Below are 19,028 nucleotides of genomic sequence, written 5' to 3' on the forward strand. Positions count from 1 at the left end.
ACCTTTTACCCCCGCTTCCGGTCGCTGACAATGCGGCCATCTTCAATGGCAATGATACGGTCTGCTTCCAGTGCTATTTTTTCATCATGGGTAATCAGCAGAATCGTCTGTTCCAGATTCCGGTTGGATAATTTCAGCAGATCAATGATCTCCCTGGAGTTTTTCCGATCCAGACTTCCGGTTGGTTCATCAGCTAAAAGGATAGCCGGACGGTAAATCAACGCCCTCGCTATGGCCGTTCTCTGCTGCTGCCCGCCGGACAGCTGGCTGGGCAGGGCATCCAGTTTGTCCTGAATCCCCAGTGAGGTAATGACCTGTTTAAAATACTCCCTGTCCACAGTTCTTTTATCCAGCAAAAGCGGCATAAGAATATTCTTTTCGACCGTAAGCGTTGGAATCAGATTATAAAACTGATAGACCAGCCCCACTTTTCTCCGCCGGAAAATGGCGGCCTGCGTGGGATTCATGGAAGAGATATCCGTTCCCTCCACAATGACCTTCCCTTCTGTGGGCCGGTCCACACTGCCAAGAATATGCAGCAGAGTGGATTTTCCGGAACCGGAGGCCCCCACGATAGCTGTGAATTCTCCTTTTTCCACTGACAGATCAATCCCGTTAAGAGCCGCTGTCTGACTGCTGCCTTTGCCGTATATTTTCCTTACTCCAATACAATTTAACACTTCCAAAGTTCATCTCTCCCTTCTGTAAAATATGTCTGCGAACTGCGGGAAAGCAGTTGTATTGCCCCGCAGCTATATTATAACAAAGAAAGATGACATCTCAGTGACTGTAAAACCGGATTTCAAAACAAGCGCCTCCTGCCGGCAGATTCCTGGCTGAAAGGGTGCCGCCCTGCAGTTCAAATAAAGAGCAGGCGAGCGCAAGCCCGATTCCGATTCCGCCCTTAACGGCTCTCTTCCCCCGGTAAAACCGTTCAAAAAGATGGGGAATATCTTCCGGGGCAAACCCCTGCCCCTCATCCCAGATTAAAATTTCCGTATAAAGTGGATTTTTGGAATAATCACAGTGAATCCTGCCTCCCTCTGGAGAATGCTCCGCACAGTTTTTTATCAGATTCATCAAAGCCTCCATGGTCCATTCCATATCCCCCTGAAATTCCACGCATCCTTTGTCCGGAATGTCTGCCATGACCTTTTCCCTGCGCATCAGCTCTTCCAGATTTTCGACAGCCAGATTCAGTACAGTGTAAACATCCACAGGTGAATGCTCCAGCAGCAGTGCCCCGGAATCAATCTTAGACAGAGTCAGCAGGGATTCTTCCAGCCGGTTCAGACGCTCTAACTGATTCTTGATAGGTTTTGTATAAGTATTCGGAGCTGTTTTCTCCATCAGCTGCAGGGATAGAAGTGCCGCTGTAAGCGGTGTTTTAAGCTGATGAGCAATGTTGGCCAGATTATCCGCAAAACGTTCTTTTGCTTTTAATGCATTTTCTCTTGTTACATACAAGCTGGTGACGGTTTTATAAATTTCATCCTGCAGATGAGAAAATTCATCTTCTATAGTTTGAACAATGGTCCCTGTTTTTCCCGCATTAACCTGTTCCAGATATTTCGTAAGCCCGGACACCCTCGCCTCAATGTGCTTTTTTGCAGACCGGGAGGACAGAAAAAATGCTGCCGATATTAAAACAGCAGCATTGACTGCAAATAATACACCGCAGCCTTTACTGCCGGAAAAATCCTCCTCCGTGTATCCGAACTGCTCCAGGAATACATTTCCGCCGGTTTTCCACTCTTCCTGTGACTGATATTCTTTCAGAGAAGAAAGTAAAAGCTCTTCTGCTCCCGGGTCATTTTCCAGTATGGTCTGGCAAAGCGCTGAAATACCCCTGTAAGAATCCCTCTCATACCGGCACTGCCACATATTGTTCAAAAACAGGATTCCTGCTGCGCAGACCACTATGGGGAGTATGGTCATCAGCATCTGTTTCTTTTGTTGTGTCATAGCGTATCCTCCATACGGTAGCCAAAACTCCTTATGGTTTTCAGACATGCAGGCTGATGCAGTTTTTCCCGTAAACGTTTTATGGTCACCGTTAGTGTGTTATCATTCACATAATTACCGTTGCTGTCCCATACTTTTTCCAGAAGCTGTTTCCTTGTTACGGTCTTTCCTTTGTTTTCCATCAAAAGAAGAAGAATCTGGTATTCCGGCTGGCTTAAAACAAGTTCCTCGCCATCACAGAAAACAGACATCTTATCCATATCCAGTGTCAGGGAATCGCAATGATAACAGTTCACTTTCACCTGGCCTGTACGGCGCAGCAAAGCAAGGATACGCGAGTGCAGCACCTCTAGTTCAAAGGGTTTGACAACATAATCATCGGCACCTTTTTGAAATCCGCCAACCACGTCATGGGAATCGCCGCGGACAGTCAGGAAGATCACAGGCAGCCAGGGCCATCTCGCGCGGAGCCAGCCGCACAGTTCGCTCCCCTGCCCATCCGGCATGTTCCAGTCTAAAAGGACCATGTCCGGCTGCCTGCTTCTCAATGCCTGTTTCATGCCCGCAAGCATGGAAAAAACCGTTACCCGGAAGTTTTCCTGCTCAAGATATTCTTTTACCGCCTGTGCAACAGTCTCGTCATCTTCCGCGTAATACAGATCTATCATTTTTCTGCTCTCACTTTCATATTTCATTGGTATTATCTGACTGTTCAGCTAACTGAACTAGTTTTATGTAAGTGTATTTATTATACCAAAACGGGGTAGGAAATACTATGGGCTTCTTTATGCTCTGCTTTTCTCCTGCAAGTTCATGAGGCGCTCCGGCAGAAATGGTTCTGCAGATATAACAGCAAAAAGCCCCTAAAAACCCAGCAGGGCATGCCGGGTTAAGTCATGTGCAGTAACAGTGTGCATAGACTCTATTGGTTATGACGATTGGGGAATTCGTTCTGAGATGGATACATAGCTGATTCTTAAGCTGGCAAAAGACGGAAAAAGTAACGGGGCTCTGATCATTTACAAATCATATAAGGCGGATACAAACCATCCGCCTTTCTGTCCCATCCTGCATTCTTTATTTTCGATTATCCTTTTTGTACGGTGTGCGGGTAACTACTGCGCGGACCATCATCTGACGGCAGCCCTCAGAACCGTACAGTACATAAACTTCGGTTCCTTCCTGAGTATAACGGATGTCAAGGTCTGCCAAGGAGATTACCTTTCTGAACTGGCAGCTGTATCCCCGGTTGGATACAAGACCTATCATTTCATGTTTCTTATTAAATGCCGGAATAAACTGAGGGATTGCACTTGAAAAATCAGAGGTATTTACTGGCAGCCCCATCTGTTCAAAAGGTTCCTCGTCTTCATCAAAAAGAGATGTGAAGATAGTTATACAGTCCTCTGTATTCCATTCCAGGGTCACACATTTTGTTTTCGGATCAGCCGCTTCCTCTAAAACAGCATCCTTACCCGGAAAATCCCGGGTTTTATCCACCAGATGTTCCCAGCCAAAGTCCACAGGAGAGCGATGGAGTGCTTCTGCGCCAGGAACAACCGCCGGAATAAAATCTACCCAGATAGTCGGAAAATACGCCTGCAGATGATTCAGCATCAGACTGCGCATTCCCAGCTGGCGAAGGCCAAATTCTTTTCCTGCTTCTGCCACCTCATGCCATATGACAGAACCGTCCGCGCTGTCTCCAAACAGCTCATATCCAGTCTCTCCTGACATTCCACCGCGATATAAACGGACTTATATCATGGAAAGTCCGTGAGACGTGCTGCTTCGGATACCCTGATTTATGGCATAATTTCTGCTTGATCCACAGGTCTTGCATTCCGCGCATCTTTAGTCTTGTATCTTTTTCATTTACGAAATATAATATTGCATAACAGCAGCACAAATCCCTACGCAGAAAGAACAGGTGGAAATTATGGACGAAAAGATCCTATTGGTAGATGACGAAAAAGATATCGCTGATTTGCTGGAAGAGGTGTTGATACAGGACGGTTTCCGAAACATCCGGAAGGCCAGTACCGGAATGGATGCGCTGGCAGTCTGCCGGGAATTTCAGCCCGATGTGATGATTCTGGACATTATGCTTCCGGACCTTGACGGACTGGAGGTTTGCAGAAAGATCCGGGAATTCTCCTATTGTTCCATCCTGTTCCTCTCCTCAAAGAACGATGAAATTGATAAAATATTAGGGCTCTCCTGCGGCGGTGATGACTATATCACCAAGCCCTTCAGCCCCCGGGAAGTGGTTTTCCGAATCAAGGCTCAGCTGCGCCGGCAGAAATATGCGGCCGGTCCCTCCTGCAGCACCGCTGTTCTGAGCGCGGGTCCTCTTACCATTGACAGGGAGAGCGGACGGGCATACAAATCCGGTGCGGAGCTCCCCTTGACAGGAAGGGAATTTCTTCTCCTCGCCTATTTTATGGAAAATACGGATAAAATCATCAGCAAAGAGCGTCTCTATGAACAGGTATGGGGGGAGTACAGCAGCATCTGTGACAATACCATTATGGTACACATCCGCCATCTGCGGGAAAAAATAGAGGATGCCCCTTCCAGACCCAGACAACTGATCACAGTGAAAGGCCTGGGATACAAGCTCAGGAAAAGGACTGATTAGATGAAAAAATCAGGATGCCGCACCATGTTTCATATGTATCTCATTTTTTTCCTGTCTCTGCTGGGAACCCTTCTTGCAGCGGCAGCGCTCATCTGCTGGCTTATCACCTTACGAAAACCCGACGGTACCTTTGTGCGGAGTGACTGGCCCGTGAAGTTTTCCGGCAGCTTCCAGGAGCAGATCATTTTTAAAGAGGATGGCCCCGGGGTTAAGCAAAACGGCTTGGAACTTCTTCGGGAAAATGAAATCGGCATTCAGATTCTCGACTCCACCGGTTTTGAGCTTTTTCATTATCAAAAACCGAGTCAGGCTGAGCAATCCTACTCTGCTGCAAGCCTGCTTTCCATCTCCAAGACAGGCAGGCTCAAAAGCAGCAGCCTTACAGCAGTTATAAAAACCCTGTCACTTAAGGACAGAGAATACAGTTACATCCTTTTCTTTCCTGTGAAAGTTTCCAAAGTCACCATGTATTTGAACGGAGAGCATTTTACTGCCGGTAAGGCTGTGATCCTGCCGGTGACAGCCATACTCTTTCTCGTCCTCTCTATATCCGGCATGCTCTACGGCTTTCGGACCGCTGAGGCCGTGAAGCAGCTCACTGACTCCATCCGGGAGATCGCTGCGCGCAGCTATCTTCCCGTTCAGGGAAAGGGAACTTTTTTCGAGATTTATGACAGTCTGAACCAGATGGACCAAGAAATCAGGGAAAGCGACCGCCTGCAGGCTGAAACGGACCGGATGAGGGAGGAATGGATCGCCAATATCACCCATGATTTGAAAACACCCCTCTCACCGATAAAAGGTTACGCGGAACTGCTTCTGGACTCCGGCAGTATAAACCAAGAACAGTGCAGGCAGTATGCAGACATCATATTGAAAAACTCCGCCTACATGGAAACACTGATCAATGACCTGAAGCTCACTTATCAGCTGACAAACAATATGGTTCCCATGGACCCCCGGGAAGAAAATATTGTGCGCTTTTTAAAAGAGCTGGTGATCGATCTTCTCAACTCCCCGGAATATGAACAGCGCACGATCCGCTTTGAAGCTGCCGCGGAGACGATTCCCTATTCCTTTGACCGGACACTTTTCACAAGAGCATTCCAAAACCTGATTCTCAATGCTTTTGCCCACGGAACATCGGATACGGAAGCTGCCATTTCCGTCTCTGTCCCCGATTCCACACTGCAGATAACTGTAAGTGACAACGGAAAAGGGATGACCGCCGCGGAAACGAAACAGATCTTCCGGCGGTATTACCGTGGAACCTCCACAGACCAGAAAAGAGAAGGAACCGGGCTTGGCCTTGCCATAGCAAAAGATATTGTGGAACTCCACGGCGGAAGGATTTCCGTCTCCAGTTCTCCCGGCACGGGAACTGTATTTACGATCGCATTTCCTCTGCATTAAGGTTAATTAAGGTTATCTGCAACTCCCGTTAAGGTTGACAGTTTATCATGTATCTATGATAACTGTCAGCCTTTTTCTTTAATACCGGGAGGTGAGAAAGTGAAATGGAAAAAGACCGCCGTATGCATCTGGAAACTACATACAACAATTCTAAACGCCCTGAAGGAATCAAAGGATTCCTCCGGCAGAAAGTAGGTGTATCTTGAAGATTATTATAAAATACATTCTGACAAATGTGAAAGAAAAAAAGATGAGGACAGGCGTTATGATCCTGTCCATACTCCTGTCGTCCACTCTGCTGTTTGTCTCCTTCTCCATTGGCGCTTCCTATGAAAGTGCCCAGCAAAAAATGGCACGGGGAATGGCGGGAAGCGCGGCGGTTTCCGTGTCCGCAAAAGAAGGTCTCATCCATACCGATGAGATTCCCGATCTTTTGTCCATTGACGCGAAAGCCGGTATACTAAAGGGCAGTGCTCTGTACCACGAAAACGGTTATTACGAGACCATTGACCTGGCAGCCGCCGAGCTTTCAGAACTTAAAAAGATCAATCCCCCGCGGCTCGCTGACGGGAAAGATATCTCGGATTTTTCCGGCAGCCGAATCATTCTGCCGGACCGATTCACCTCAAAATACGGCATTCAAAAAGGAGATGCCATAACCCTGCATATAAACGGGGAATCCAAAAAACTGGATGTAGCTGAGATTGCCGCCTATGACACCTTCTTCCTGCGGCATACAAGAGGGGCCACCGCGCTGCTTCCCCTCTCCTTTCTGCACAGCCTCCTGGGTTATACAGACGGATACAGCGAGATTCTCATTAAGCCCTCCCAGGGAATTTCCGCAGAGACTTTGAAAAAAGATCTGGAAACAGCCCTGCCGGCTGAAACATACCGGATAACCGAAACGTTCAGCGAAGACCAGGTGACCGCCGATGCACGGCAAAAGTCCATGCCCTTTTTCCTCATCAGCTTTTTCTCGCTGACCATGAGTATATTCATCATTTACAGCAGCTACAAAGTGATAACCCTGGAACGACTCCCCATAATCGGAACCTTCCGCAGCATCGGGGCAGCCAAAAAAACCCTCACAGGCATTCTCATGCTGGAAAGCAGCCTGTACGGATGTATCGGCGGACTGCTCGGCATTCCGACAGGGATACTGGTCCTGAAATGCATTCTGCAGGGCATGAGCCGCTCCCTCTCACAAGGCATTGAGATTCCGGCTGTCATCACCCCTTTCAGCGTTATTTTCTCATTTGCTGTGGCTGTAAGCGCCTCTCTTTTATCTGCGTGGCTGCCCATACACCGGACAAGCCGCCTGCCTGTAAAAGAAGTGGTTCTGGGTATTACGGAGGAAAAGCAGATATCCGGACGCCTGACTGCCGCGGCCGGCATCCTGTTATTCCTGTTCTCTGTCATCCTTCCAAGGACTGTCTCCGGAAATATGCTGTACCTCATGGGAGGCATATCCCTTCTGGGACTGATCGCGGCTGCCATTATCCTTGTACCCCTGCTCACAGATCGGACTGCCGTGGATTTGGAGCGTATTTACGGAATCATTCTGGGAAACGAAGGGAAACTGGCTGCCCGCAATATGCGCGGCAATAAAAATGTGATACAAAATATCACACTTCTGTTCATCAGCATTTCCGCTGTGATTGCCATATCCGTTGTGGGGGATTTTGTAACCACTTACGTCAGCGATGTATTCAGGGGCGCCGAACTTCAGGGATTTGCTGACGGGCATATGGAACCGGCATTTGTAGAACAGGTAAAAGGGATGGATGGGGTTGAAAAAGTGCTCCCGCTCCATATCCTGGATAACCGGCTGCAGGCAGAAGGTATCGCCCTGGGACGTGTGGAGGCGGCGGATGACCTGGACCTGTACAGCTCCATGCTTGCCATCCATTATACGAAAAATACAGAGCAGTCCCGGGCTGCCGCTGCTTTTGGGTCTGAACGCGTCATCCTTCTCAGCGAAGACTGTATGAAGCAGACCGGATTTTCAAAGGGAGATACCCTTGTTCTGTCAAACGGCACAAACCGGTATCATTATCTGGTGATCGGCAGTTTCAAATCAAGGGCTACCGATGCGGAGGCAGTCATTCCCTCTGCCTGCGCAGTTTCGGATTTTGGAGCTCAGGCATATGACTTTCTCGCCTACACTGCCGCTGACCCGGATGCAGTCATGGTACAGATCCGCAGTCTGTTTGGTGAAACGGCAAACTGGAGCCGGACGGTGAAGGAATTCAACACCGACGCCCTTTCCACTGTGGGCACCTTCTTACAGCGCATGCACAGCATGACTTATTTTATTTTACTGCTGGCCGCCGTAGGTATCATCAATAATCTGCTGATCAACTATATCCAAAAGCGGCGAATTACTGCCATGTATAAATCTGTAGGGTTAAGCAGCCGCCAGAATATAAAAATGACACTGACAGAAGGCTTTTCTTCCGGACTGATCGGTGCTGCCATAGCTGTCTTTGTCTCTTATCTTGAAATACAAACCATCTTTTTGGTAGCCGGACCCAAAATCTCAATGGTTCCCAGACTAAATGCCGGCACTTTCTTTTTTTCCGCAGCAATGGGAATTGTAATCACACTGCTGGGCTCAGTTGTGCCCATCATCAAAAGCAGGCGGATGAAACTGGTGGAGGAGATCAAAAGTGAATAATATATTAACGGGAGGATATAACATGAAACATACAGTCAGCGAAACTGCCATTGAGGGCAGACATCTCATAAAAGAATTTCCCATGGGAAATGCGGTCACAAAAGTGCTGAGAGATATTTCCCTGCAGGTGACACGCGGTGAATTTGTTTCCATTATGGGACCATCCGGTTCCGGGAAAAGCACACTGCTCTATATTCTCGGCGGGCTGGACACGCCTACCAGCGGCCATGTATATCTGAACGGAACCGATATTTCAGGCTTTGATGATGAAAAGATGAGCCGGATACGAAGGCGGAAAATTGGATTTGTCTTTCAGTTCTACAATCTCATCCCCAATCTGAATGTGGAAGAGAACATTATGCTCCCCCTGCTTCTGGACGGCCAAAAGACAGCGAATCACCAAGAACAGCTCTCCCGGATTCTGGAGGTCACAGGTCTGACGGACCGGCGCAGGCATACGCCCCGGGAATTATCCGGAGGCCAGCAGCAGCGTGTGGCCATCGCCCGCGCTTTGATCGGAAACCCTGAAATCCTCTTTGCGGATGAGCCCACAGGAAATCTGGACAGCAAAACCGGAGCGGAAATCATGGACCTGCTTCGTGATATCAACCGCAGAAGCGGGCAGACGATCCTTATGGTGACCCATTCGCCCGAAGCAGCCAAAAGCAGCAGCCGGATCATAACCGTACAGGACGGAATCCTTGTCTGACCGGAGGCTTATTCTGCTCTTGTCATAAAACAGCAAAAAAAGTCAGGATATTTATTTCTTATGCTGTTATAATGGATCATATGTCTAAATGAAAGTGAGGAACGATATGTCTCATAAGGATAAGATCATCATCCAGGGATTAAAGCAGAATAACTTAAAAAACGTATCTTTAGAAATACCAAAAGAAAAGATAGTTGTCTTTACCGGTGTTTCCGGTTCCGGCAAATCCAGCATTGTATTTGACACCATAGCCGCGGAAAGCCAAAGGCAGATGAATGAAACCTACACGGCATTTATCCGGGGCAGGCTGCCCAAATACAAAAAACCGCGAGTGGATTTTATAGACAATCTCACTGCCTCTGTTATCATAGACCAGACGAGGCTGGGCGGGAACGCGCGTTCCACAGTGGGGACCATCAGTGATATGTATTCTGCGCTGCGCCTGCTCTTTTCACGTATCGGAGATCCCTATGTGGGAACTGCATCTTATTTTTCCTTCAATGACCCCAACGGTATGTGCCCGGAATGTTCCGGTATCGGAAAGATCCTGGATCTGGACATGGACCAGGTATTGAATCCGGATAAGAGCTGGAATGAAAGTATGGTGGAACTGCCTGCCTTCCATTCCGGCAACTGGTACTGGAAGCAATACACACAGAGCGGATTATTTGATCTTGATAAAAAGTGGGGGGATTATTCCGAAGAAGAGAAAAACCTGCTGCTGTACGGAGCATATGAAAAAGGCGGAACACAGGTAAACAAAAAGATAGAAGGCATCTACAACCACCTGAACCGTCTGCTCATCAAACGTGACCTGTCAAACTCCAGTGACCGCTCCCTCCTCCGCCTGAAGAGGCTGGTAAAAGAACGGGAATGCCCTGTCTGCCGTGGAAAGCGCCTGAATCCCGCAGCGCTTTCCTGCCGCATAAACGGGTACAGCATTGATGAAATGTGTGATATGGAATTTACCAGACTCTGCACCGTCCTGCAGGAGATCAAAGACCCCAGAGGCGAAACCATTGTCAATACCCTGACTGCTTCCCTGACACGCATGATTGAGATCGGACTTCCCTATTTGAGCATGAACCGGGAATCCACAACGCTCTCCGGCGGTGAGGCACAGCGTCTGAAGCTGGTGCGCTATATGGGAAGTTCTCTTACAGGCATGATCTACATTTTTGACGAGCCAAGCACCGGAATGCATCCGCGGGATGTCCACCGCATGACCAAACTTCTGCAGAGCCTGCGGAACAAAGGCAACACGGTCCTCGTGGTGGAGCACGACAAGGATGTGATCTCCATAGCCGATGAGGTCATTGATGTAGGCCCTCTGGCAGGCAGAAACGGCGGACAGATTCTCTACCAGGGCAGTTATGAAGGACTGCTCCGATCAAAAACCCTGACGGGAAACGCCATGTCAGAATACATTCCCGTCAAACAAAATCCGAGAACAGCAAAAGAGTTCCTTCCCGTAAGGAACGCGGATATCCACAACCTGAAGCATGTATCTGTTGACATTCCAACCAATGTACTGACCGTGGTCACAGGCGTGGCCGGCTCCGGCAAATCCAGTCTTATCCGGGATGTATTCGCAAAGCAGTACGAAGACCGTGTGGTACTGGTGGACCAGTCTCCCATCACTGCCACGGGCCGCTCCGCTCCCGCCACTTTTTTGGGATTTTTTGACGATATCCGCAAACTGCTGGCTGCCGAAAACGGAGTAGATGCCGCCCTCTTCTCCTTTAACAGCAAGGGAGCCTGCCCTGCCTGCAAGGGCAAAGGTATGGTTGTAACAGAACTGGTCTTCATGGACCCTGTCACCACTGTTTGCGAGGTCTGCGAGGGAAGCCGGTACAGCGACGAGGCATTGTCCTACCGCTTCAGGGGAAAGAACATACTGGACATTTTAAATATGACCGCTGAGGAGGCTGCAGAGTTCTTTTGGGACAACAAAAAAATCCATAAACAGCTCCGGGCCATGATAGAGGCAGGACTGTCCTATCTGACCCTCGGCCAGCCCCTGTCCACCCTCTCCGGAGGAGAACGTCAGAGGGTAAAGCTGGCAAAACACCTGGATAAAAAGGGAAACATCTATCTGCTGGACGAACCCACCACAGGTCTGCATGCCTCAGACGTGAAGAATATCATGAGACTTCTGGACAGCTTTGTAAAGCGCGGCAGCACAGTCATTGTGATCGAGCACAATCTGGACGTGATGAAACAGGCAGATTATATTATTGATGTGGGGCCTGACGGCGGAACAGGCGGAGGCCGAGTGGTATTTACCGGAACACCTCAGGAAATGGTCCAAAACGCCGATACCATCACCGCCAGATACCTCAGAAAATCTCTGGAACGTGGATAAAACAGTATGAAAACAGCCGCCATGGGGACATGTTTTACTTCCCCGCGGCGGCTTTCTTCCCTAAAGTGTTAAACGTCCATTTACATGGCTCTCAAAACTATACCCCAAATTTAACAGCTTTTCATCCTCTCCCGGCCGAGCCGCAAAGGTTATTCCCTGCGGTACGTTGTTCTTATCCGCACCAAACGGTACCGTCAATTCCGGATATCCGGCCGCTGCGGGGTATGTGGAAGCCGTACTGTTCAAAAAGGCGATTCCGTCCAGATTTTTTTCCCGGAACAGTGTGTCTAATACCTGATCTGCAGTCTGAATGGATTTGCTGATCTCATCATCCGTACCCGGAGCATTTTCCGCTTCTTCCAGCCAGTCCTGCCCGTATTTGATTCTTCTCTTTGGTTCTTCTTCATTGTATCTCAGCAAATCCTTTAAAGTCTTCATGGGAAGGCCATACTCTGCCGCGTAATCCTCATAATCTTTTCGGAAGGTAAGATGGATGAGATTAAAAACAGTAACCTTACCGGCATCTAATTCCACGTCAACAGTGTCTGCCCCCAGTTCCTGCAGTTTCTTTTTTAATTCTGACAGCATCCCGGCATCGTTATATTCATATGAGACAATGCCGATGGTTTTTCCTGACAAAGCATCTTTGTCAAAATCCTGGGATATCTGTGCACCTGTCGCCCCCTCGTAAGCGATGGCGGCATCCTTCACACTTTTTGCAATGGGCCCGGCTGTATCTATTTTCCTGATCAGCGGCAAGATTCCCTCCCCTGATATGCTGTCTCTGGTGGGCTTGAATCCTACCACTGAGTTAGCGGAGGACGGAGCCACAATCGAGCCATCCGTCTCTGTACCTACGGAAACCGGAACCAGATCCGCTGTAACCGCCACCGCGCTGCCGCTGCTTGAACCGGAGGGAGATATTTTCAGCGGCCCGAATGGATTGACCGTCTGCCCTTTATTTCCGCTGTATCCGGATGGCATAACACTGGATACATAGTTTGCAAACTCAGACAGATTGTTTTTCCCTAAAATAACCGCACCATTTTCCTTCAGCTTTTTTACCAGTTCGGCATCCTCAGACGGGCAGAAAGCGGAAAATGCCTCCGCTCCGGCACTGGTCGGCATGTCAGAAGTATTGATGTTATCCTTAAGCATGACAGGGATACCGTAAATTCCGGAGGTCTCTTTCCCTGTTTCCCTGATACCGGAGTCTCTTTTTACTGCCTCCTCCATAGCATGTTCATTAATGGATATGACCGAATTATACCCCTTTTCCTTTTGATCCAGCGTTTTTATACGGTATAAGCACACCGCTGTAAGCTCCTCATAGGTGATCTGCCCTTCTTTTACAGCCTTCTGGATCTCCTCAATACTTTTTCCGACCACATACTGCTCTTTTTCTCTGATCAGGGAATCCGTATCTATGGCCTGAAGCTGTCTGTCAATGGCTTCTATGACCTTATCATTGTTGTATGCAATCCATTCCTCACCGGGCGGCGCTGTCTTTTTTATATACAGAATGACCGCTCCCACCGCTAATATGAAAAACAGTAAAACCAAACGTATTGTTATTTTAAGCTTCTTACTCATTGTTTCCTCCATTTTTATTCAGGGTACCTTAATAAATCCATATTCTTATTATATACCTTCCGGGATTTAATACTCTTTCTTTTGGCACTCCAAATGAAGAAAACGTTTCTCAAATTCATTTTCCGGCACAGGCCTCCCATAATAATATCCCTGTGCATACTGACAGCCCATCTCTTCCAAGAGCAGAGATTCTTCTTTTGTCTCCACACCTTCCGCTATGACCAGAAGATGGAGCGTATGGGCCAAGTCAATGACTGCCTGCATGATCCGGTGTCTTCGACCGGCATCTGTCCCTGTGCGCAGAAATTTAAGATCCAGCTTCAACACGTCAACCGGCAGCTCTGACAGCATATTCAAGGACGAGTATCCGCTTCCGAAATCATCCATCTCAACCACAAATCCTGTTTTTCTGAGCTGTTCCACTACCAAAAGAAGCTGCCTGGAATCTGATATGTATGCGGATTCCGTTATCTCAAGATGAAGGTTTTTCGGCTCTAGGCCGTAATCCTTTACCAGTTCAGTAAAGAGGGACGGAAGGTCTCCATGATAGATGTCCATGCGTGAAACATTTACGGCCACAGGAATATCCGCTCCTCCCATCTGCCTCCACCGCTGCATGGCAGAGCAGACCTTATGCCAGACATACAGATCCAGGGAATAGATAAATCCATTCCTTTCAAAAACAGGCAAAAAGTCAGCCGGTGACAGCAGCCCCAGCTCCGGATGTTCCCATCGCACCAGAGCCTCAGCGCCAACTACTTCCTCTGTGTTTACTCTGACCTTTGGCTGCAGATGGATCTGAAATTGTCCCTGTTCAAGCGCCTCAACCATGGTATCTAAAATCTTCTGTTCAAAAAGCATTTTTTCCCGCATGGCATTATTGTAGAAGACTATCTTTTCCGCATACATTCCCTTAATGCTGCCTGCTGCGATAAATGCCCTGTCACACATTCTTTCCACAGGAATATCCCGCTCTTCAATCTGGTAAACGCCGATTTTTACAGTGAGGCGCATAGGCAGCGGATAATTTTTCAAAAAACAGTTAAGACTGTGTTCCAGCCTTCCATACACCCCTTCTTCACGGGGAACCAGCACCGCAAAAAGGTCTGCCCTTATCCTTGCAAACAGAGACTTTTCGTCCACTCTGATATCCAGTAAGCAGACGGAAAGATCGCTGAGAAGCTGGTTTCCCGCAGCCGTTCCGAATGCATCATTGATAATTTTAAACCGCTCTATATCTACTGCGATTATATCAAACGCCTGTCCCGGATTCTCCTCAAGCATTACCTGTGCCCGTTCATAAAATATCTTCTCCGTGAGAAGATTGGTAACCGGATCTCTTTTAAGGATCTCAATGGTGTTTTCCGCCCTGCGCATCTCCTCTAGTGTCTCTTTCAGCAGTACATTTGCTTTTGCAAGCGCTCTCTGGGAATTGATGAGCCGGTTGTTTACCTTTTGGATTTCAAAATATGACTCCCCGTAAGGTCCTGTTCCAAGAGAAGCCAATTCATCCAGGGCAGAAAGCTGCAGCTCTGCCATCCGGGGCAGCCAGTCTGCATTTTCCATATCGTATACAGACAGCAGTACCTGTTCCCTGACAGGCTTTACTGTGACAAACACAGATAGGTGCTCTTTTCCCCGAAGCTGCCTGCGGGCAGAAACCATCTGTTCTGTATCCTGCTCCAAAAGCCTGTCCAGAACCTCCCTGTCCGCAAAAATCTCCCTTGCATCCTGTCCCGGCTCTGCCAGGCTTACAGGAATGCTGCGGATTACTTTCGTAATCTTCCAGTGCAAATCACATAATGCAAGATAACCAATCATATCTCATCTGCAAATGTATCATCCGCCCACCGCACAAGTTCCCTTGCATCCCGGGCATATACATCTATCCTCCAGTTCCCCTGTATTTTACTCAAACTCTGAAACGCATTGCCTCCCACTGCGATCTTCAGGTCAGGATAACATGCTTTTAGCCTGTCAACCATCTCCTGGCACTGAACCAAATACTGAGGCATACTCACTGAAAACGCCGCCAGATCAGGCCTGTGGTCTTGTATCTGTTTCAGGACATAAGAAATATCTGCCCCCGCTCCCAGATAGATACTGTCCCATCCATTGTATTCAAAAAGATCCGCTGTCATGCGGGCTCCCATTTCATGCAGCTCACTTCCCACGCATGCTGCCAGTACCTTTTTCTCCTTCCGCCTCTGCCGAAAAATAACAGGATACAGCTGCGCTGACGCAAGCTGGGTGGTGGATGTACAATAATGTTCCATGTCCACGGAAATCTGATGGCTGTGCCATAGCTCTCCCACCCCTCTCATGGTTTCCCCCAAGATTTCCACCAGAATATCCTCAACAGGAATTCCGGTCTGTAAAAACTCCGCTGCCACAGCGACTGCACTTTTTGTATCTGACCGCATAAGCGCATCTAAGTACCGCTGCCGCTCTTTTTCGTATTTCCCGTACCTTAACGGCTCCGGAGATTTCCCTGTCACTTCGGCGTCTTCTGCAGCCCTCTTCCCGTAGCCGATAAACCTTTTCAGTTTTTTAAGCCCTGCCCCGGCAAAAATCTGCTCCGCGCCGTTTTCGACTACTGAAAAGTGGCGCAGAAGAAGGGCACGCACTCTATGTTTCGGCATATCTGCCATAACAGGACAGAGAAGCTCATAAAACCACAAAACGTAGTCCTCAAATATCTTTTTGTCATCCAACTGCACAGATGCATACAGAAAATCCACAGTAAACCCGGTATATTCCCGAAAAAGCCTTTTCTCCGGCGCACAGTATCCTTCTGCCTCTAATGCGCCGCAGGGCTGACAGGCAGATACATATTCCGCCAGTTTCCCAAACTCCGGTTCTGATTCAAACTTTAATAATCCCATCTTCTCATCTACTTTACCACATAATTTGTAACAGATTCATTATAACAAATATTGGCAGAAATTTACATCTTTTCTTTTATATTCCCTGTTGACTTTGCCCTTAGGGCAAGGTGTAACATAAGGGTGATCAGAAACACGCCGCAAGGAGGATATGCTTTGTTATCAATAGGTGAATTTTCATCCATCTGCAAGGTGTCTGCCAAGACACTCCGCTACTACGCGGAAATCGGATTGATCCATCCGGAAGAGATCGATCCGGAAAACGGATATCGGTATTATTCTATCAGCCAGCTGGAAACCATGCTCTTCATCAACCGTCTGAAATCCTACCGCTTTTCTCTGGATGAGATCAAATCCATTCTTCATTCCGAAGAACTGCCGGAGGAAGCTCTCTGCCTCGCGCTTATAAAAAAGGAGCAGGACATGAAAAAACAGCTCCTGGAATATGAAAAAACCCTGGAACAGATGAATCAGGATATAGAAAACCTAAAGCAGGGAAAATCCATTATGTCCTATCTGGATACCATTGAGATCCAGCTCACGGAGGTTCCCCAAATGTATCTTCTGTCTGTCCGGAAGATGGTACGGGAAGGCGAGTATCCACAGGAATATGCAAAATGCTACGGACGATTATTCAAAGTGATCCGGGAGAATAAACTGACAGTCACCGCGCCCCCAATGGTACTGTTCCACAGTGAGGAATTCAGTCCCTTTGGCCTGGATACCGAATTTGCCATTCCGGTTAAAGAATATGTCACAGGGACAAGGGACCACACTCCCGGTCTCTGCCTAAAAACTGTCCTGCACGGTCCCTACTCCGCGCTGCCCTCTGTCTATGCAAAGCAGCGGAGATGGGCAGAGATGGAAGGATACGAGGGAAACGGCCCGCTCTGCGAAGTGTACATCACCGACCCCTCCCAGGTCTCATCGGAAAGCGAACTGACCACGGAAATTTATTATCCCGTTAAGAAAAAGGCATCATTTCACCCAAACAGTAAGGAGAAAAAATGAATCAGGAAAAGATTACAGAACTTGAAAAAACCATCTGCAGGGATTACAGCAATACTGCAGGCATCGTTGTTTTAAAAAACGGCAGAACAGAATATGAAAACTACTTTAACGGCTGCACATCCAACTGCCGCATTCATGTTTACTCAGTCACCAAAAGCATTCTGTCCATATTGATCGGAATCGCGCTGGACCGGGGATATATCAAAAGCATCCATCAGAAGGTATTGGATTTTTTCCCGGAATACACTGTGACGAATACTATGGACTCCATCCGGAACATTACCCTTGAAAACCTGCTCACAATGACTGCACCCTACAAATACAAATTTGCCCCCTACCTAAAATATTTTACCAGCGATGACTGGGTGAAATTCAGCCTTGAGCAATTGGGCGGCAAAGGACAGATTGGTAAATTCCGTTATGCACCGCTCATCGGGCCGGACCTTTTATCCGGTATCCTCGCAAAGACCTCGGGCTGCTCTGTCTTTGCCTTTGCATCTGAACATTTATTCTCTCCTCTGGGAATCACTGTTGAAAAAAATATTATTTTTCACAGCAAAGAGGAACAGATGGCGTTCAACAGCGCCACGGATATAAGCGGCTGGGTCTCGGATGAAGCCGGCAACAACGCAGCGGGCTGGGGGCTTACCCTGTCACCGGCTGACATGGCAAAAATAGGACAATTATATTTAAACGGCGGCATGTGGGAGGGCCGGGAAATCGTATCCAAAAGCTGGATAGACGAGAGTACAAAAGAACACAGCCGATGGAAAAAACAGGATCTTCCCTATGGATATTTATGGTGGCTATGCGATGAGAATGCGAATACTTTTGCTGCCATGGGAGACGGGGGAAATACGATCTATGTGAACAAAGAGAAAAACTTGGTGGTTTCCATCGCCGCTCTTTTTACACCAAAGGCAAAAGACCGGATTGGATTGATCAAAGAATATATTGAACCGGTTTTTGATACCGGTTCCCTGTAAAATGAACAATGCGGTATACAATAAGGCTGTCTATGATAAGGAATTTATCATAGACAGCCTTATTTACAACAGCTCTTATGTTCAGCTTCTGAGAAGCGCCCGCATGGACCACTCCACATGATCCGCCAACGCCTTCTCAAGCGCGTCCTCTTCCTTTTTTTCAAGAAGACGCAAAATCCTCAGATGCTGGGCCGTACTTTCCTGCATATCATTTAATGCATAGAAGGACGATATCTGGAGCCTTTTAATATTGGCATTGATATTTGCCATAATATTTTTTACATATTGATTGTCACACTTGTCAATGATCAAATCATGAAGAGCCCAGTCCATATCCGTGAACATCTTTTTGTCCACCCGGGCCCCTGACTCATCCAGTACCCGCAGCTTCTGGAAGATTTCTTCCATCTGCCGGATTTCCTCTTTTGTTATGTTATGGATGGCAGACTTGGATGCCAATATCTCAAGAGGCTTACGGACGGCGAACAAATCTTTCGTTCCTTTCTCCGATATCTCTGTCACATAGGCTCCAATGCCGTTTTTAATCACTACCAAATCTTCACTGGCCAGTATACGCAGCGCTTCCCGGACAGGCGTCCGGCTCATTTCCAGCTCTGCCGCAATCTGGGATTCACTGAGAATCTCCCCCGGCTTAATCGCACCACTGCATATGGAATCCTTTATCTTATCATAGGCAATCTCCGTACGATTTCTGGTACTTCCTTTCTTTACAAAATTACTGACTTCCATATTTTACCACCTGCTTTTAGACTAGGATTAGTT

General features: G+C 47.9%; 14 protein-coding genes and 1 pseudogene. 7 read left to right on the forward strand and 8 right to left on the reverse strand.

The window, feature by feature from the left end; genetic code table 11:
• Window positions 1–5: 5 nt before the first annotated feature.
• The 4 genes and pseudogenes from WMO65_RS08075 to WMO65_RS08090 all read right to left on the reverse strand — a co-directional run.
• Window positions 6–686, reverse strand: coding sequence for an ABC transporter ATP-binding protein (locus WMO65_RS08075; protein ID WP_148392681.1), 681 nt, complete (start codon window positions 684–686; stop codon window positions 6–8).
• Between the two features lie 94 nt (window positions 687–780).
• Window positions 781–1,965: a sensor histidine kinase gene (locus WMO65_RS08080; protein WP_148392682.1), complete on the reverse strand. Its 1,185-nt coding sequence runs from the start codon at window positions 1,963–1,965 to the stop codon at window positions 781–783.
• Window positions 1,962–2,633: a response regulator transcription factor gene (locus WMO65_RS08085; protein ID WP_148392798.1), complete on the reverse strand. Its 672-nt coding sequence runs from the start codon at window positions 2,631–2,633 to the stop codon at window positions 1,962–1,964. Before WMO65_RS08085 ends, WMO65_RS08080 begins: the two co-directional genes overlap by 4 nt.
• Window positions 2,634–3,042: 409 nt before the next feature.
• Window positions 3,043–3,711 (reverse strand): annotated as a pseudogene (locus WMO65_RS08090) (hypothetical protein); the annotation flags it as partial.
• A 193-nt stretch (window positions 3,712–3,904) separates the two neighbouring features.
• Between WMO65_RS08090 and WMO65_RS08095 the strand changes: the two are divergent.
• From WMO65_RS08095 to WMO65_RS08115, 5 genes are all read left to right on the forward strand, one after another.
• The gene (locus WMO65_RS08095) at window positions 3,905–4,606 is read left to right on the forward strand and encodes a response regulator transcription factor (RefSeq protein WP_148392683.1); all 702 of its coding nucleotides are present in this window, start codon (window positions 3,905–3,907) and stop codon (window positions 4,604–4,606) included.
• Window positions 4,607–6,019 carry a sensor histidine kinase gene (locus WMO65_RS08100; RefSeq protein WP_148392684.1) on the forward strand — a complete coding sequence of 471 codons (1,413 nt, stop codon included), beginning with the start codon at window positions 4,607–4,609 and terminating at the stop codon, window positions 6,017–6,019.
• Window positions 6,020–6,269: 250 nt separating this feature from the next.
• Complete coding sequence (locus WMO65_RS08105) at window positions 6,270–8,696, forward strand: ABC transporter permease (protein WP_353963994.1); 2,427 nt, start codon at window positions 6,270–6,272, stop codon at window positions 8,694–8,696.
• A gap of 22 nt (window positions 8,697–8,718) precedes the next feature.
• On the forward strand, window positions 8,719–9,405 hold the full coding sequence (locus tag WMO65_RS08110; RefSeq protein WP_033139503.1) for an ABC transporter ATP-binding protein: 687 nt from the start codon (window positions 8,719–8,721) through the stop codon (window positions 9,403–9,405).
• A 106-nt stretch (window positions 9,406–9,511) separates the two neighbouring features.
• Window positions 9,512–11,770 (forward strand): ATP-binding cassette domain-containing protein, encoded by a 2,259-nt coding sequence (locus WMO65_RS08115; protein WP_148392685.1) that lies wholly within the window; start codon window positions 9,512–9,514, stop codon window positions 11,768–11,770.
• A 60-nt stretch (window positions 11,771–11,830) separates the two neighbouring features.
• Here the strand turns inward: WMO65_RS08115 and WMO65_RS08120 are convergent, their stop codons facing one another.
• The 3 genes from WMO65_RS08120 to WMO65_RS08130 all read right to left on the reverse strand — a co-directional run bounded on the left by WMO65_RS08120 (window position 11,831) and on the right by WMO65_RS08130 (window position 16,248).
• Window positions 11,831–13,363 carry an amidase family protein gene (locus WMO65_RS08120; protein WP_148392686.1) on the reverse strand — a complete coding sequence of 511 codons (1,533 nt, stop codon included), beginning with the start codon at window positions 13,361–13,363 and terminating at the stop codon, window positions 11,831–11,833.
• Window positions 13,364–13,429: 66 nt separating this feature from the next.
• Window positions 13,430–15,184: a putative bifunctional diguanylate cyclase/phosphodiesterase gene (locus WMO65_RS08125; RefSeq protein WP_148392687.1), complete on the reverse strand. Its 1,755-nt coding sequence runs from the start codon at window positions 15,182–15,184 to the stop codon at window positions 13,430–13,432.
• Entirely contained in the window at window positions 15,181–16,248 is a 1,068-nt protein-coding gene (locus tag WMO65_RS08130) for a cobalamin B12-binding domain-containing protein (RefSeq protein ID WP_148392688.1), read from the reverse strand. Before WMO65_RS08130 ends, WMO65_RS08125 begins: the two co-directional genes overlap by 4 nt.
• Before the next feature lie 156 nt (window positions 16,249–16,404).
• Between WMO65_RS08130 and WMO65_RS08135 the strand changes: the two genes are divergently transcribed.
• Both WMO65_RS08135 and WMO65_RS08140 read left to right on the forward strand, forming a co-directional pair.
• A complete protein-coding gene (locus tag WMO65_RS08135) occupies window positions 16,405–17,259 on the forward strand; it encodes a MerR family transcriptional regulator (protein WP_148392689.1) in 855 nt (284 codons plus the stop codon).
• Window positions 17,256–18,245: a serine hydrolase domain-containing protein gene (locus WMO65_RS08140; protein WP_148392690.1), complete on the forward strand. Its 990-nt coding sequence runs from the start codon at window positions 17,256–17,258 to the stop codon at window positions 18,243–18,245. The genes WMO65_RS08135 and WMO65_RS08140 overlap by 4 nt, the downstream gene beginning before the upstream one ends.
• Before the next feature lie 81 nt (window positions 18,246–18,326).
• On the opposite strand, the gene WMO65_RS08145 is transcribed toward WMO65_RS08140, so the two are convergent.
• Window positions 18,327–18,995, reverse strand: coding sequence for a GntR family transcriptional regulator (locus WMO65_RS08145; RefSeq protein WP_103730983.1), 669 nt, complete (start codon window positions 18,993–18,995; stop codon window positions 18,327–18,329).
• Between the last annotated feature and the right edge of the window lie 33 nt (window positions 18,996–19,028).

It is taken from the genome of Blautia caccae (assembly GCF_040095955.1).
GTDB classification, from domain to species: Bacteria; Bacillota; Clostridia; order Lachnospirales; family Lachnospiraceae; genus Blautia; species Blautia celeris.

Bases quoted from the DNA above. Each gene is read 5' to 3' on its own strand.
- WMO65_RS08080 (WP_148392682.1), bottom strand. From the start codon at position 1,965: ATGACACAACAAAAGAAACAGATGCTGATGACCATACTCCCCATAGTG.
- WMO65_RS08085 (WP_148392798.1), bottom strand. From the start codon at position 2,633: ATGATAGATCTGTATTACGCGGAAGATGACGAGACTGTTGCACAGGCG.
- WMO65_RS08095 (WP_148392683.1), top strand. From the start codon at position 3,905: ATGGACGAAAAGATCCTATTGGTAGATGACGAAAAAGATATCGCTGAT.
- WMO65_RS08100 (WP_148392684.1), top strand. From the start codon at position 4,607: ATGAAAAAATCAGGATGCCGCACCATGTTTCATATGTATCTCATTTTT.
- WMO65_RS08105 (WP_353963994.1), top strand. From the start codon at position 6,270: ATGAGGACAGGCGTTATGATCCTGTCCATACTCCTGTCGTCCACTCTG.
- WMO65_RS08110 (WP_033139503.1), top strand. From the start codon at position 8,719: ATGAAACATACAGTCAGCGAAACTGCCATTGAGGGCAGACATCTCATA.
- WMO65_RS08115 (WP_148392685.1), top strand. From the start codon at position 9,512: ATGTCTCATAAGGATAAGATCATCATCCAGGGATTAAAGCAGAATAAC.
- WMO65_RS08120 (WP_148392686.1), bottom strand. From the start codon at position 13,363: ATGAGTAAGAAGCTTAAAATAACAATACGTTTGGTTTTACTGTTTTTC.
- WMO65_RS08125 (WP_148392687.1), bottom strand. From the start codon at position 15,184: ATGATTGGTTATCTTGCATTATGTGATTTGCACTGGAAGATTACGAAA.
- WMO65_RS08130 (WP_148392688.1), bottom strand. From the start codon at position 16,248: ATGGGATTATTAAAGTTTGAATCAGAACCGGAGTTTGGGAAACTGGCG.
- WMO65_RS08140 (WP_148392690.1), top strand. From the start codon at position 17,256: ATGAATCAGGAAAAGATTACAGAACTTGAAAAAACCATCTGCAGGGAT.
- WMO65_RS08145 (WP_103730983.1), bottom strand. From the start codon at position 18,995: ATGGAAGTCAGTAATTTTGTAAAGAAAGGAAGTACCAGAAATCGTACG.